The 14,464-nt window shown below is 71.2% G+C and carries 11 protein-coding genes and 3 tRNA genes; 10 read left to right on the top strand and 4 right to left on the bottom strand.

Features of this window, described 5'->3' with window-relative positions:
- Positions 1–122: 122 nt before the first annotated feature.
- From pstC to EUA93_RS09470, 7 genes are all read left to right on the top strand, one after another.
- The gene (gene pstC, locus EUA93_RS09440; protein ID WP_242497306.1) at positions 123–1,142 is read left to right on the top strand and encodes a phosphate ABC transporter permease subunit PstC; all 1,020 of its coding nucleotides are present in this window, start codon (positions 123–125) and stop codon (positions 1,140–1,142) included.
- On the top strand, positions 1,139–2,332 hold the full coding sequence (gene pstA, locus EUA93_RS09445) for a phosphate ABC transporter permease PstA (RefSeq protein WP_129399897.1): 1,194 nt from the start codon (positions 1,139–1,141) through the stop codon (positions 2,330–2,332). Before pstC ends, pstA begins: the two co-directional genes overlap by 4 nt.
- Positions 2,332–4,044 carry a substrate-binding domain-containing protein gene (locus tag EUA93_RS22205; RefSeq protein WP_129399898.1) on the top strand — a complete coding sequence of 571 codons (1,713 nt, stop codon included), beginning with the start codon at positions 2,332–2,334 and terminating at the stop codon, positions 4,042–4,044. The genes pstA and EUA93_RS22205 overlap by 1 nt, the downstream gene beginning before the upstream one ends.
- The gene (locus tag EUA93_RS09455; protein ID WP_129399899.1) at positions 4,041–6,671 is read left to right on the top strand and encodes a hypothetical protein; all 2,631 of its coding nucleotides are present in this window, start codon (positions 4,041–4,043) and stop codon (positions 6,669–6,671) included. The genes EUA93_RS22205 and EUA93_RS09455 overlap by 4 nt, the downstream gene beginning before the upstream one ends.
- A 2-nt stretch (positions 6,672–6,673) precedes the next feature.
- Entirely contained in the window at positions 6,674–7,618 is a 945-nt protein-coding gene (locus EUA93_RS09460) for a sortase (RefSeq protein WP_129399900.1), read from the top strand.
- A 41-nt stretch (positions 7,619–7,659) separates the two neighbouring features.
- The gene (locus tag EUA93_RS09465; RefSeq protein ID WP_129399901.1) at positions 7,660–9,255 is read left to right on the top strand and encodes an Ig-like domain repeat protein; all 1,596 of its coding nucleotides are present in this window, start codon (positions 7,660–7,662) and stop codon (positions 9,253–9,255) included.
- A gap of 102 nt (positions 9,256–9,357) precedes the next feature.
- Positions 9,358–10,197, top strand: coding sequence for a phosphate ABC transporter ATP-binding protein (locus EUA93_RS09470; RefSeq protein WP_129399902.1), 840 nt, complete (start codon positions 9,358–9,360; stop codon positions 10,195–10,197).
- A 67-nt stretch (positions 10,198–10,264) separates the two neighbouring features.
- Here the strand turns inward: EUA93_RS09470 and EUA93_RS09475 are convergent.
- From EUA93_RS09475 to EUA93_RS09490, 4 genes are all read right to left on the bottom strand, one after another.
- Positions 10,265–10,338, bottom strand: a tRNA-Phe gene (locus EUA93_RS09475).
- A 65-nt stretch (positions 10,339–10,403) separates the two neighbouring features.
- Complete coding sequence (locus EUA93_RS09480) at positions 10,404–11,744, bottom strand: sensor histidine kinase (protein ID WP_129399903.1); 1,341 nt, start codon at positions 11,742–11,744, stop codon at positions 10,404–10,406.
- Positions 11,741–12,844 (bottom strand): cytochrome P450, encoded by a 1,104-nt coding sequence (locus EUA93_RS09485; protein WP_242497432.1) that lies wholly within the window; start codon positions 12,842–12,844, stop codon positions 11,741–11,743. The genes EUA93_RS09480 and EUA93_RS09485 overlap by 4 nt, the downstream gene beginning before the upstream one ends.
- Positions 12,845–13,127: 283 nt before the next feature.
- The gene (locus tag EUA93_RS09490) at positions 13,128–13,520 is read right to left on the bottom strand and encodes a response regulator (protein ID WP_129399905.1); all 393 of its coding nucleotides are present in this window, start codon (positions 13,518–13,520) and stop codon (positions 13,128–13,130) included.
- A gap of 253 nt (positions 13,521–13,773) precedes the next feature.
- Here EUA93_RS09490 and EUA93_RS09495 point away from each other — a divergent pair.
- From EUA93_RS09495 to EUA93_RS09505, 3 genes are all read left to right on the top strand, one after another.
- Positions 13,774–13,846: transfer RNA gene (locus EUA93_RS09495), tRNA-Glu, on the top strand.
- 100 nt (positions 13,847–13,946) lie between these two features.
- Positions 13,947–14,020: transfer RNA gene (locus EUA93_RS09500), tRNA-Asp, on the top strand.
- 85 nt (positions 14,021–14,105) lie between these two features.
- Positions 14,106–14,459, top strand: coding sequence for a metallopeptidase family protein (locus tag EUA93_RS09505; RefSeq protein ID WP_129399906.1), 354 nt, complete (start codon positions 14,106–14,108; stop codon positions 14,457–14,459).
- Positions 14,460–14,464 lie beyond the last annotated feature (5 nt).

Raw genomic sequence — 14,464 nt, forward strand, 5'->3', positions numbered from 1 at the left:
TGTGACGGCGCATCCGTTCCGAATGGCACCTGATGCTTGCGGCGCTCACCAGCCGCCTCGATCACCGGCCGACTGGAGCGCACACCGTCAGCAAGCTCCTCGGGTCCGTTCGAAAGTCAGCCGTGACCACCACTCTCCCTGCCCAGGACTCTGTCCTGCCCACGGGTCGACCGACACCGCGTCGGCTCTCCCGCAAGGCCACCGGCGCCGACCGGGTGTTCGAGCTCAGTGCCCGCACCATCGGCGCGACGGTGCTCGTGGTCACCGGCGGCATCGGCGTCTTCCTCGCCTGGCAGTCCGTGCCGACCCTCGAGCGCTACGGCTGGAGCTTCTTCACCGAGAGCGCCTGGCAGCCGGAGTCCGACGTCCTGGGCATCGCCGCGGTGCTGGTCGGCACGGTCTCGATCGCCGGCGTCGCGATGGCGTTCGCCTTCCCGCTGGCGCTGCTGACCGCCCTCTTCATCAGCGAGTACGCCCCCGCCGGCATCAAGCCGACCCTCGTCTCGCTGGTCGACCTGATGGCCGCCGTCCCCTCGATCATCTACGGGATGTGGGGCTACTTCCTCGTCATGCCCCACGCGGCGGCGTTCAGCCTGTGGCTCCACCAGAACCTCGGCTGGATCCCGCTCTTCGCGGTCGACGCCGACCCGGACGCCGCCGTCTGGGACCAGTCGCGCTACATCGGCAGCGCGTTCTGCGCCGGCATCGCCGTCGCGATGATGGTGCTCCCGATGTCGTGCGCGGTGATGCGCCAGGTCTTCTCCCAGACGCCTCCCGGTGAGAAGGAGGCGGCCCTCGCGCTCGGCGCCACCCGCTGGGGGATGATCCGTGCGGTCGTGCTGCCCTTCGGCCGCGGCGGCATCATCGGCGGCACGATGCTGGGCCTGGGCCGCGCGCTCGGCGAGACCATCGCCGTCCTGCTGATCATCTCGCCCGACTTCATCATCAAGCCGCGCATCCTCGAGGTCGGCACGAGCTCGGTCAGCGCACTGATCGCGGGTCGCTTCGGCGACGCGAGCGCCGCCCAGCTGTCCGCGCTGCTCACCGCCGGCTTCGTGCTCTTCCTCATCACCCTCGTCGTCAACACGCTGGCCGCGGTGATCGTGTCGCGCAGCCGCTCGGGAGCGGGGACGGACGCATGAGCACCACGCAGGACCGCACCGCGCACGACACGACCGCGACGGGTACGACGACCCGCACCGCGACGACGTACCTGCCCGTCCGCGACCTCGACGCCCCGCCGGCGGTGCGGAGGGCGAGCCTCGGCAGGCCGACGGCCGAGGAGAGGTTCACCGTCGTCGGCGCCTGGGTGGGTGCGTTCGCACTGGCCTGGATCGTCACCCAGCGGCTGCTGCCGCTGGCCGGTCCCGCCTGGCTGCTCGTCGCGTGGTTCGTCCTGGGCCTGGTGATGAGCGCGGTCACCACCTCGATGACCGGCCGCCGGGTCGACGTGGTCGACCGCGTGGTCAGCGGCGTCGTCACCTCGGGAGCCCTCGTCGTCGGCGCTGCGCTCGTCAGCACCGTGGTCTTCGTGGTCTACCGCGGCTGGGAGCCGCTGCTCCACCTCAACTTCTTCATCGACGACATGGCCGGGGTCGGACCACGCGACCCCTTCGACCGGGGCGGCATCGGCCACGCGATCCTCGGCTCGGCCATCGAGCTCGGCATCGCGATCGCCGTGACCCTGCCGCTGGGCATCGGCACCGCGGTCTTCATGACCGAGGTCGGCGGCCGGTTCGCGGTCGTCGTCCGCACGATCGTGGAGGCGATGACCGCGCTGCCCTCGATCGTCGCCGGCCTCTTCGTCTACACGGTGCTGATCGTCGCCCTCGGCTTCCCCAGGTCGGGCTTCGCCGCCGCCATGGCGCTCTCGGTGATGATGCTCCCGATCATCGCGCGCGCCGCCGACGTGGTCCTCCGCGTCGTGCCCGGCGGCCTGCGCGAGGCCAGCCTGGCGCTGGGCGCGAGCCGCTGGCGGACCGTGTGGCACGTCGTGCTCCCCACCGCCCGCCCGGGTCTGGCGACTGCCCTGATCCTCGGCGTCGCCCGCGGCGTCGGCGAGACGTCGCCGGTGCTGCTGACCTCGGGCGTCGCGACGTTCTTCGTCACCGACCCGACCGACGGCGTCATGAACTCGCTGCCCCTCTACATCTTCAAGGGCGCGCGCAGCCCCGAGCCGATGGACATCGAGCGCGCCTTCGCCGCCGCCACCGTCCTGCTCGTCCTCGTGCTGGTGCTCTTCGTGATCGCCCGCCTCGTCGCCCGTCCCCCGCGCGCCAGCGCCCGCCCCCGCCGTACGACCCGCGCGAAGCGCACCGCTGAGGAGTCCTGATGAACCACCGTTTCCACCGCCTCGGCGCGGTCGTGCTGGCTGCCGCGCTCGTGGCGCTGTCCGGCCTCGGCGCCGCCGCCCACGCCGACGAGCCGGGATCGGACGGCCTCGGCAACGCGACCCCGCGCGCGGCGTACGCCCAGATCGAGGGGTCCGGCTCCACCTGGTCCGAGGTCATCGTGCAGCAGTGGATCTCCGACGTCGACGCGCTCGGCATGAAGGTCACCTACAACGGCGGTGGCTCCTCGCAGGGCCGCAAGAACTTCGCGCAGAACGTCACCGACTTCGGCATCTCCGAGATCCCCTACCCGGGCGTCGACGAGTTCGGCAACGCCGACAACAGCAACGGCCGCGAGTTCGCCTACCTGCCGATCGTCGCCGGCGGCACCGCCTTCACCTACCAGCTCAAGATCGGCAACGAGCTGGTCCGCAACCTGCGCCTGTCGGGGGAGACGCTGACCAAGATCTTCACCGGCGTGATCACCGACTGGTCCGACCCGGCCATCACCGAGGACAACAACGGCCGCGCCTTCCCGAAGCTCGCGATCACGCCGGTCGTGCGCTCCGACGGCTCAGGCACGACGGCGCAGCTGACCACCTGGATGGACGCCGAGTACCCCGACGTCTGGCGTCCCTACTTCGGCAAGAGCGGCTTCACGTCCTACTACCCGCGCAAGGGCCGGATGCTCGCCCAGTCGGGCTCCGACCAGGTCATGAACACGATCTCCGGCTTCGCCGGCAACGGCACGATCGGCTACGTCGAGTACGCCTACCCGCTCAACAAGGACTACCCGGTCGTCAAGGTCCTCAACGAGGGCGGCTACTACGTCGAGCCGACCCAGTACAACGTCGCGGTGGCGCTGACCAAGGCCAAGATCAACGAGGACCAGTCCTCGCCGCTCTACCTCACGCAGATCCTGGACGGCGTCTACAACGCCACCGACCCGCGGGCCTACCCGCTCTCGTCCTACAGCTACATGATCATCCCGACCGGCGCGAGCGACCAGCGCATGTCGACCGCCAAGCGCCAGACGCTGGGCGACTTCATGTACTACTCGCTGTGCGAGGGCCAGGCCAAGGCCGGCCCCTACGGCTACTCGCCGCTGCCGCTCAACCTCGTGCAGGCCGGCTTCACCCAGCTGGCCAAGCTCAAGGCCGCCGATCCGGCCGTCGACATCGAGAACCGCGACGCGACCAAGTGCAACAACCCGACCTTCGTCGCGGGCAACCTCAAGGAGAACCGCCTCGCCAAGATCGCCCCGCAGCCCGCGGCGTGCGACGAGGAGGGCCAGGGCCCGTGCGGCACGGCCACCGGCACCGGCGAGCCGTCGACCGACGAGGGCCAGCCGGCCGACTCGGGCTCCGGGTCCGGCAACGGCAGGACCGGCGGCGCGAAGAACGGCGGCGGCGCCGGGACCACCGGTGACGGCGGAGGCGGAGGCGGGGGCGGGGGCGCCGGCGCGCCCACCGAGGTCGACCCGGTCACCGGCGAAACCGTCCCCACCAGCGGTGGGGGAGGGGGAGGAGGCACGACCGACGCCGCCGGCACCACGACCGACCCGATCTACGCCACGCCCACCGAGCTGTCGGCCGGCCGGCCCGGCGACGACCGTGCCTTCGGCGCGCTGGCCGCGCTCGAGCTGCTCGCCCTGATCCTCGTGCCCGGACTCCTCATCGCGCGCGGCGTACGACGTCGGGGTGCGGCCCGATGAAGCGCCTCCTGGATCGCTCCCGCCTCCTGGCGGTCGCCCTGCTGGGGCTCACGGTCACCCTCCCCGCCTCGCTCGGGGTCGTCGGTACGACCTCGGCCGCCGCGGCTGCCGACGACGAGCCGGCCTTCACCCAGACCAAGCACCTCACCCGGTCGATCGTCTTCGACGGCCAGCAGATCGAGATCGACTCGCGCGACGTCACCGTCACGGCCAACCGCACGACGCAGCTCCGCGGCCGCGAACGCATCCAGATCGACTGGACCGGTGCGCACCCGTCGGGCGGCCGCGCGGCGAGCCCGTTCGGCGAGCTGGGGATGCTCCAGGAGTACCCGGTCGTCATCCTGCAGTGTCGCGGGCTCGACGACCCGAGCCTGTCGCCCGACCAGCAGCTGTCTCCGGAGACGTGCTGGACCTCCTCACGCATCCAGCGCAGCCAGTCGATGGACGCCTCGCAGGCGGTGTGGCAGCAGGACGCGTACGGCACCGAGGCCGACCGCGCCGCCAAGAGCGGCCTGGTCCCTGCCCCGGCCGAGTGCAACGACCCGCCGACGTTCTCCACCCACATCACGCCCTTCCGTGCCGCGAACGGCACGGTCTACGCCTCCTGCACGGCCGAGACGATGGCGCCCGAGGCCGCGGTCGGCGCCGCCTTCCCGCCCGCCGAGATGGCCGCGTTCTCCGACACCGAGGGCAACGGGTCGGTGAAGTTCGAGGTCCGCACCGACGTCGAGAACGAGTCGCTCGGCTGCTCGGACACCGTCGCGTGCTCGGTCGTGGTGATCCCGATCACCGGCATCTCCTGCGTCACCGACGACCGCGAGTGCTCCAAGGCGGGTCGCTTCGCGTCCGGCGCGAGCAACTACGCCAACGAGGGTGTGGATCTCGCCGTCTCGGGGCAGCTGTGGTGGTCCGCGTCCAACTGGCGCAACCGCATCTCGATCCCCCTGGGCTTCGGCCTCCCCCCGGACGCCTGCGACGTGCTCGACTCGAGGGCGCCGACCGGCTTCTACGGCTCCGAGCTGATGGCCCAGGCCTCGCTCCAGTGGTCGCCGGCCTACTGCCTGGACAAGAAGCGCTTCAAGTTCCAGCACAACAAGATGTCCGACGAGGCCGGCTTCAACCTCGCCGAGAACGGCGGCGGCGTGGCGGCGTTCGTCTCGAGCGAGCACGACACCAAGGGCGCCGACCCGGTGGCCTACGCACCGACGGCGGTCACCGGCTTCTCGGTCGGCTACATCATCGACCGGCCGGGCAACGCCGGCGAGTACACCGACCTCAAGCTCAACGCGCGCCTGATCGCCAAGCTCCTCACGCAGTCCTACGTCGCCAGCGAGCGGGGTCGCGGACACCCCGGGATGAGCGCCAACCCGACGTCGATCAACCTCGACCCGGAGTTCCAGAAGCTCAACCCCGGGCTCGACACGGTCGCCCGCGAGGCCGCCGCGACGATGCTGTCGCTGTCCGAGGGGAGCGACGTGATGCAGTCGCTGACGTCCTACATCGCCCACGACAAGGACGCGGCGGCCTTCGTGAACGGCAAGGCCGACCCGTGGGGGATGAAGGTCAACCCGAGCTACAAGAAGATCTCGTTGCCGACCCCCGAGTGGCCGCTGCTCGACGACTACGTGGCTCCGTCCGAGCAGGAGTGCTACCAGCAGAACCCGGCTCCGTACTTCACCCAGGTCGCAGCACCGGTGACGTCGCTGCGCAAGATCGCCGAGGGCGTGCTCGACGCCTGGCCGAACGTGCAGACCAAGTGCGACCGCGCGACGAGCTCGGACCCCTGGAAGATCGGACGGGTCGACCGCCAGGGCGTCGGCACCCGCTTCATGCTGGGCCTCGTCTCCACCGGCGACGCGGAGCGGCTGGGCCTGGCCCAGGCGGCGCTGGCGACGACCGGCAAGAACTTCGTGGCGCCCACCCCGAGCACCATGGCCCGCGCCATCCGCCTCGCGGAGCCCGCCGAGGACGGCGACACCCCGTTCACGCTCGACATGGCCGAGGTCGTCAAGGCCAACGCCTACCCCGGCACGATGATCGTCTACACCGCGGCGCGCACGGCGAACCTGCCGAAGGACGACGCCGCCAAGGTGGCCGAGTTCATCCGGATCTCGACGACCGAGGGGCAGAAGAGCGGCTACGGCAACGGACAGCTCCCGCCCGGCTTCCTGTCGATCACCAGGTCGGGCGTCACCGCGCCGCTGTGGAAGCAGGCACAGGCCGTGGCGACCGAGGTCGCCGACCAGAAGGGCGTCACCGAGGGCGACGGGTCCGGTGACGGCGGCTCGGGCACCGGCGGAACCGGGGGGACCGGCGGCACGGGAGGCAGCACCGACCCCGGTCCCGGCAGCGTGACCGAGGTGGGCACCGGCGGCTCCGAGGAGGAGCAGCCCACCGACGCGGGCGACGGCAAGGGCGACGGCAAGGGCGACGGCAAGGGCGACGGCAAGGGCGACAAGACCGACGGCAGGGCCGACGAGCAGGAGCTCGTGGCCATGCCGCCGACGACGGAGGTCTCCTCCCCGGTGGCCGAGCGGATGCTCCCGCTCCTCCTCCTCGTCGCGCTCGTCAGCGCCGTCGCGGCGAACCTGGTCCGGCTGCGCCACCTGCGGCGGAGGCGGTTGTGACGATGACGACGCAGCGCCCTCCCGCACCCGGCCCGGCGCCCGACCCCGCACGCGGCGACAAGGCCTCGGTCGCGCGCCGTACCGACGTCGCGCCGGCGCCTGCCCGGGGTGACGACCTCTGGTCCGTCGTGTCGACCACGTCGGTCATGGTGTGCCTGGTCGCCGGCTGGATGATCGCGCAGATGCTCTACCTCGGTGGGCTCGCGCAGGACCGCGCCCAGGACCGGCTCTACGCCGAGTTCCGTGGCGAGCTGGCGGCCGCCACCGCCCCGATCGGTCCGGTCACCGAGGTCGGCAAGCCCGTCGCCACCCTCTCGATCCCGCACATCGGTGTCGAGCAGGTCGTGGTGGAGGGCACCGCGTCCGGTGACCTCCTCGACGGTCCCGGTCACCTCCGCAACACCGTGCTCCCGGGCCAGGAGGGAACCTCCGCGGTGTTCGGCCGGGCGAGCACGTACGGCGCCCCCTTCGCTCGCATCGGCAGCCTCGTCGAGGGCGACCAGGTCAACGTCACGACGGCACAGGGCGAGGTCCGCTTCCGCGTGATCGGCGTACGCCGTGCCGGTGACCCGCTTCCCCAGCCCCGTCCCGACGGCGCCGCGCGGCTCGTCCTGGTGAGCGGGGAGGCGAGCGGCTCACGGCTGCCGTCGCTGTCCCCGGGCCGGGTCGTCTACGTGGACGCCGAGGCCGACGAGGCGTTCCCCACCCCCGCGGGCCTGCCCCGCGTGGTCCCTGAACCGGAGCAGGCGATGGGTACGGAGTCCGGAGCGGTCATGCCGCTGCTGACGCTGTGCCTGGGGCTGCTCCTGGCGCTGACGCTCGGGGTCATCGCCGCCCGGCAGCGGTTCTCCACTGCCCTCGTCTGGGTGGTCACGACACCTGTCGTGATCGCCGTCGCCTGGCTCACCACCGACGTGGTCATGCGGCTCCTGCCCAACCTCATGTAGTGCCATCACCCAACCAGCACCACACACAGAAGGAACACAACATGTCTGTTCGCAGGCTCTTTGCCGGCGTGAGCACCGCGGCCGTCGTGGCCGCGTCGCTGTCGCTCGCTGCCCCGGCCATGGCTGACCCCGCGGCGCCGTACACGCCCGCCGCCTCCGACGTCATCGGCGTCGGCTCCGACACCTCCGAGTTCGCGCTGGCCTACCTCGCCGACGGCAACGCCGGCGTCGCCGGCTACAACGCCTCCAACCCGGCCGGCAAGCTGGTCAGCTGGAACGCCACCGCCCCCGCGGGCGGCGCCGCGACGATCAACCTCCCCAACGAGGCCGCGGCCACGCGGCCCAACGGCTCCGGCGCGGGCAAGAGCACCCTCTACGGTGCCGGCAACAAGACCGACATCGACTTCGCGCGCTCGTCCTCGGCCCTCAACGCCGCAGAGAAGCAGGCCGGTCTCCAAGCCTTCCCGTTCGCCAAGGACTCGCTGGCCCTGGCCACCGCGAAGACCAGCAACGCGCCGGCGTCGATCAGCCCCGCCGACATGGTGCGCATCTACTCCGGCACGGTCACCAACTGGAGCCAGCTCGGTGGCACGGCGGGCGTCATCGCCCCGAAGATCCCGCAGAGCGGCTCGGGCACGCGCTCGTTCTTCCTCGACCAGCTCAAGGCCGCCAACGGTGGCACGGACGTCACCTTGGCCGGCACCGTGGCCTCGGTCCAGGAGCACGACCCGGCCCAGGTCCAGAACGACCCCAACGCCGTCGCGCCGTTCTCCATCGGCCGGAACTCGGTCATCGGCGCGCCCCTCCGCATCGAGGGCGGCTTCTCCGCTGCTCGCGCGCTCTACAACGTGGTGCGCCAGGGTGACGTCGCCAAGCCCGAGATCACCGCGATCTTCGGCGACGCCGGCTTCATCTGCTCGGCCGCGGCCAAGCCCCTGATCACGGCGGCCGGCTTCGAGCAGCTGCTCCCCAAGACCCAGGGCGGCGTCTGTGGCGTCCCGACCCAGGACCCGACCACCAACCTCGCGACCCAGCAGATCGCCACCACCACGACCGTTGCGGGCACCTCCGCCTCGGCCGGTGCGCTCAGCCTCACCGCCACGGTCGCCTCCGGCAGCACCGTCGCCGACGGCCTCGTCTCGTTCTTCCTCGACGGTGCGGCCACCCCCACCGGCACCCCGGTCCCGCTCACGGGTGGCAAGGCCACCAAGGCGCTGACCGGCATCGCGGCGGGCGCGCACACCGTCGTCGCGAAGTTCGCTCCCAGCGGCAGCTCGGTCTTCCTCGCCTCGCAGTCGGCAGCCACCCCGGTGACGGTCGCGGCGACCACGGTGACCCCGCCGGCGACGACCAAGGCGCCGACCAAGCTGAAGTCGACCTTCAAGAAGTCCTACAAGGCCGGCGCGAAGGTCTCGGGCACCATCAAGGTCACCGAGTCCGCAGACGGCAAGGCTGCCGGCAAGTTCACGATCAAGCTGGGCAAGAAGGTCGTCGCCAAGGGCAAGGTCAAGAACGGCGTCGCCAAGGTCACGAACATCAAGGGCCTGAAGAAGGGCAAGAACAAGCTCGTCGTCGAGTACGCCGGCAGCTCGGCGTTCAAGGCCTCCAAGCTGAAGCTGACGATCACCATCTCGTGACCGTCCGTTCCTGACCGCACCACCCACGAACGGGAGGCGGGCGGCTCGCTGACGGCCGCCCGCCTCCACCTCCGCACGCACCACGAACCGAAGAAGAACCCCATGACGCAGACCACGTTGCCGACCACCCCGACCACCCCGCCCGCCCCCTCCGGGCCGGGCACCGGACCGGCTGCCCTCGAGGCACGCGACATCACCGCGTGGTTCGGCAACCACCAGGTCCTCGACCGGGTCTCGCTGACCATGCCGGCCTCGGGCATCACCGCGCTGATCGGCCCGTCCGGGTGTGGCAAGTCGACCTTCCTGCGCATCCTCAACCGGATGCACGAGCTGGTGCCGTCCGCGGCGCTCGCCGGCGAGGTCCTGCTCGACGGCGAGGACATCTACGACCCGCAGAAGAAGCTCACCGACGCCCGTCGCAACATCGGGATGGTCTTCCAGAAGCCCAACCCGTTCCCCGCGATGTCGATCCGCGAGAACGTGATCGCCGGACTGCGCCTCACCGGCACCAAGGTGGGCAGGTCGGCCAAGGAGGAGCTCGTCGAGGAGTGTCTCGTCCGCGGTGGCCTCTGGAACGAGGTCAAGGACCGTCTCGACAGCCCCGGTGGCGGCCTCTCCGGCGGTCAGCAGCAGCGCCTCTGCATCGCGCGCTCGCTCGCGATCAAGCCCCGCGTGCTGCTCATGGACGAGCCCTGCTCGGCCCTCGACCCGACCTCGACCCGGGTGATCGAGGAGACGATGAAGGACCTCGCCCAGCAGGTCACGATCGTCATCGTCACGCACAACATGCAGCAGGCCGCGCGCGTCTCCGACACGTGCGCGTTCTTCCTGGCCTCCCAGGGCACCCCCGGCGTGATCGTCGAGCACGGCGACACCGAGGCCATGTTCACCAGCCCGCGCGACGAGCGCACCAGCGACTACGTCAACGGCCGCTTCGGCTGACCCCGACGTGCCGGCGGCACATGCAGAAGGGCCCCGATCGGGACGCGATCGGGGCCCTTCTGGCTTGTGGGCAGGGGCGGGGTCGAACCGCCGACCTATCACTTTTCAGGCGATCGCTCGTACCAACTGAGCTACCTGCCCAAGCGCGACAAAGCGTACATGAGCGCGCGCACCGGTACGGAATCGGCCCGCGGGCGCGAGATCGCCTAGGCGCGGTCCCCGGCGGCGTCGGCGGGCAGCTCCAGCCAGAAGCTCGAGCCCGACCCGAGTCGCGACTCCCCGCGGACGGCACCGCCGTCGCGCTCGGCGATGGTCCGCGAGATCGACAGTCCCAGCCCGCTGCCCTTGGTGTCGCGCTCGGCGAAGCGGACGAAGGGCTCGAAGACGTGCTCCATCTGCTCCGGGGCCAGCCCCGGGCCGTCGTCGCGCACGATGATCCGCACCATCGGGCGACCGCTCTCGCCGAGCAGGCGCTGCGCCGACAGGTGCACCGTGCCCCCGCCGGGGTGGCGGTGGTGGGTGACGGCGTTGCCGAGGAGGTTGGTCAGCACCTGGCGTACGCCGGACGCGTGCGCCCACACGGTCACCGCGGGATCGACCTCGTTGAGGATCTCCACGTGGGCCGTGCGGGCCGGGGTGCGGTGCCAGTGCACGACGTCGGCGACCGCGTCGGCGATGGAGACGTGCTGGCGCTGGTCGTCCTCGGAGAGGGTACGACCGGCGCCGAGGAGGCTGTCGACGACCGAGAGCAGCTGCTCGCACGCCCGGACGATGACCGGCCCGTCGCGGAGCATCCCCTTGGCGACGACCTCCGGGGTGCCGTGCTCGGCGTCGTCGAGCAGGACCTCGGTGTAGCCGAGGACCGCCGCGAGCGGGGTGCGCAGCTCGTGGCCGACCGAGCCGAAGAACTGCTGGTAGGCCAGCTGGGCCTCGGCGCCGGCCTCGATGGCCTCGGCGAGGGCACGGCGGGAGCGCTCGAGGTTGATCCGGGCGATGACGGCGGAGTTGAGCAGTCGGAGGTCCGCGATGACCTCCTCGGGCCACCGCCCGACCTCGCTCGTGGCGGCGGAGATGCTGCCGAACATCTCGCCGCGGGACAGCAGCGTGGTGGCGGCGAGGGAGCGGACGTCGACCCGGGTGAGCTCGAGGCGGTCCTGGGCGGCCTCCTCGGGCAGGAGGTCGCGGTCCGTCACGACCATGAGCCCGTCCCGGCGGGCATGCGCGGAGAGCCACGGCATGGTCAGCGCGGCGTCGGGGCCGGCGTCGGGCGGGGGCAGGAGGTTGACCTCGGAGCCCGGGCGGGTCCATTCCCGGAGGTAGGCACGCCCCCCGAGCCGCACCCAGTGCGTGGTGTCCTCGGGGGTGAAGCTCGTGAGGGCGACCACGACCACCTCGACCTTGGGGCCCGACAGGAGGTGGCCGGCCGTCAGGCTGATGGCCTCGTCAACGCTGGTGCCGCCGTCGAGGATCGCGTCCGCCAGCGTCGCCGCCGCAGCAGACACGGGGGTCCACGTCGACAGGTCCTGGATGGAGGGATGCTCGGTCACGCTGACGGCTCCCTTCTCGGTGCGACGGTGAAGCGGCAGGGCGAGGGCGCGATTCCCCGACTCTGGTCGATTGTCGCTCGTTGGCTCAACTCGATCTCATGAGCAGTACCCCATTGCGCGAGATGCACCAGCTGGGCCATGCCGAGGTTGCGTCCGGGGCAGGCGTGCGGCCCGGCCCCGAACGGGAGCCAGGCACCGGGCCGCCGGCCGTCGACGCTCCACCGGGCGGGCAGGAAGAGGCTCGGGTCGTCACCGGGCACGAGGTCGGCGCGACGGCCGAGGAGCAAGGGGCTGACGAAGACCATCGCCCCCGCCCTCACCGACTGGCCGCCGACCTCCACGTCCTGCGTGGCGACGCGCACGGTGATCCACGTCGGAGGGGTCAGGCGGAGGGTCTCCCACACCGCGTGCGTCGGGTCGACGTCCCCGGAACCGGTGCTGCCGAGCCAGGCCAGGAGGAATGCCCCGGCGGCGATCGGGACCTGGATGCCGGCCGCCAGCAAGGCGGCGAGCTCTCCGGCTGACTGGTCGCGGTCGGGGACGGCCTCGAGCGCGTCCTCCAGTGCGGTGCGCGCGGCCTCCTCCGTGCGCCGCTTCCGGCTCCACCGGCCGGGAGGTCGGCGCGCGGAGATGACCGGGCCCAGCGCGTCGATCCAGGCGAGCACGAGGTCGCCGATGCGGTCGCGTCGGGACGGCTCGATCGAGGGGAGCACGGCCGCGGTCGTCGAGCGGGCCACCGGACGCCGCAGCAGGACCATGGCGTCGTACGGGCTCCGGGGGTGCGTGCGGTCGTGGTCGTCGAGTGCCGCGGCCCACTCGCGTGCGAAGACCTCGGACCCGCGCGCCACCTGCGCCGGCGTGACGGGTGCGAAGACGGTGTGCCCGGACCGCGTGTCGGCGGTGCTGCCTGAGAGGTCGCCGCTGCGGCTGACGTCCCCGGGGAAGTCGAAGTGCGACGGAGTGGTGAGGACCTGCCTGACGAGCTCGGGAGTCGTGGCCAGCCACGGACCTCCGGGGCCGATCCGGACGAGTCCGGAGCGGGGCGCTGAGAGGACAGCGCCGAGCCGGCCGCCGGCCGACTCGACGCTGTCCAGGTGCATCACGGTGCGTGAGTCACGTGAGGTGAATCACCCGTGTTCAGCCGCGCGGCGGGGCCGGGCGCCACAGGTACACGGCCTGCATGGCGGTGGCGTTGCGCTTGGCCTCGATGCGGGTGCGGATGCGGTTCATCATGGTTTTCTCCAGGGGGTTGAGTTGACGCACGCCCGATCGGACGCGCACGACACCCACCGGAGGCCGGTCCCGTGGAGCATTCAGGGTCGGTCGCGGACTCCGGAAGCGTCACGGAGCCCTGTACCCGAATGGTGCGTTCAGGGACCGGGTTCAGAACTCTGTGTCGCGAAGTGTCTCGCTAATCAGATCAGTCAATTGCTGAATGCGCAGCGGCTTCTGCATGACTGAGACGATTCCGAGCTCCTGGAGGACCGCTCGGTGCTCCCCGGCCCAGGCGCTGATGACCACGATCTTGAGGTCCGGGGCGACGTCCGGGTGGGACCTCAGCCAGCGCACGACGTCGACGCCGTTCATGCGGGGCATGGTCAGGTCGAGCAGCATGACGTCGAAGGTCTCGCCCTGGAGCGTCTCCACGGCCTCCTGCCCGTCGCTCGCGGTGGAGGCCACGTGGCCGGCGCGCTCGACGAGGCGGCAGAAGACGTCGCGAATGTCCTCGTTGTCGTCGACGACGAGGAAACGAAGCTCACGCGGCTTCTCGGTCATGGGACAAGATTAGTAAACAAGGCCGTCAATGTTCGCATCGTCTCGGAACTGACACGCCGTCAGTGTGGTCCCCCAGTCTGAACTCGTGGTGGTTGGACAAGGGTTGGTCACCCGAAGGGCTGTCCGGCCGTCCGGTCGGGCGGTGATCAGGCCGCCCGTCGGTCCGCTCGTGGCGCCCCTCGCGGGTTGGGATCGCGACGAGTGCTGGCCCTATGCTGGGCGTCGCCCGACCGGGTGCGTCCCGGCCGAGCTGGCCCCCATCGTCTAGCGGCCCAGGACCCCGCCCTTTCACGGCGGTAGCGCCGGTTCGAATCCGGTTGGGGGTGCTGCCAGGCCGCGTGCGGACGCCGATTGGGTGCAGCCGAACGGCATGGGTTAGAGTTCCGACGCTTCACCAGCACGACCCAGCAACAACGAGCAACACCTGGCCCCGTAGCGCAGTTGGTTAGCGCGCCGCCCTGTCACGGCGGAGGCCGCGGGTTCGAGTCCCGTCGGGGTCGCAGACAACATCAGGGTGGGCCTTCGGGCCCACCCTGATGTGCGTTCCGGGCCCGGCCGTTTCCCACGCCTCCCTACGCTGTGGGCATGCCGATCGACCTCGACCCCGCCGCGTTCGACGCGATGGTCGACCGCGCGCTGGACGGCCTGCCGGACGAGCTCGCGGCCCTCGTCGAGAACGTCGTGGTGCTCGTCGAGGACGACGCACCTCCCGAGGACCCCGACCTCCTCGGCCTCTACGACGGCCTCGCGCTGACCGAGCGCCAGGCCAACCACGCCGGCATGCTGCCGGACCGGATCCTGCTGTTCCGGGGTCCGCTGCTCGACATGGCCGACACCGAGCAGGACCTCGAGCAGGAGGTCCGGATCACCGTCGTGCACGAGGTCGCCCACCACTTCGGCCTCGACGACGGGCGTCTCCACGAGCTGGGCTGGGGCTGACCGGG

The sequence above is a fragment of the Nocardioides oleivorans genome, assembly GCF_004137255.1.
Lineage (GTDB): Bacteria > Actinomycetota > Actinomycetes > Propionibacteriales > Nocardioidaceae > Nocardioides > Nocardioides oleivorans.

Bases quoted from the DNA above. Each gene is read 5' to 3' on its own strand.
- pstA (WP_129399897.1), top strand. From the start codon at position 1,139: ATGAGCACCACGCAGGACCGCACCGCGCACGACACGACCGCGACGGGT.
- EUA93_RS22205 (WP_129399898.1), top strand. From the start codon at position 2,332: ATGAACCACCGTTTCCACCGCCTCGGCGCGGTCGTGCTGGCTGCCGCG.
- EUA93_RS09455 (WP_129399899.1), top strand. From the start codon at position 4,041: ATGAAGCGCCTCCTGGATCGCTCCCGCCTCCTGGCGGTCGCCCTGCTG.
- EUA93_RS09460 (WP_129399900.1), top strand. From the start codon at position 6,674: ATGACGACGCAGCGCCCTCCCGCACCCGGCCCGGCGCCCGACCCCGCA.
- EUA93_RS09465 (WP_129399901.1), top strand. From the start codon at position 7,660: ATGTCTGTTCGCAGGCTCTTTGCCGGCGTGAGCACCGCGGCCGTCGTG.
- EUA93_RS09470 (WP_129399902.1), top strand. From the start codon at position 9,358: ATGACGCAGACCACGTTGCCGACCACCCCGACCACCCCGCCCGCCCCC.
- EUA93_RS09485 (WP_242497432.1), bottom strand. From the start codon at position 12,844: ATGCACCTGGACAGCGTCGAGTCGGCCGGCGGCCGGCTCGGCGCTGTC.
- EUA93_RS09490 (WP_129399905.1), bottom strand. From the start codon at position 13,520: ATGACCGAGAAGCCGCGTGAGCTTCGTTTCCTCGTCGTCGACGACAAC.
- EUA93_RS09505 (WP_129399906.1), top strand. From the start codon at position 14,106: ATGCCGATCGACCTCGACCCCGCCGCGTTCGACGCGATGGTCGACCGC.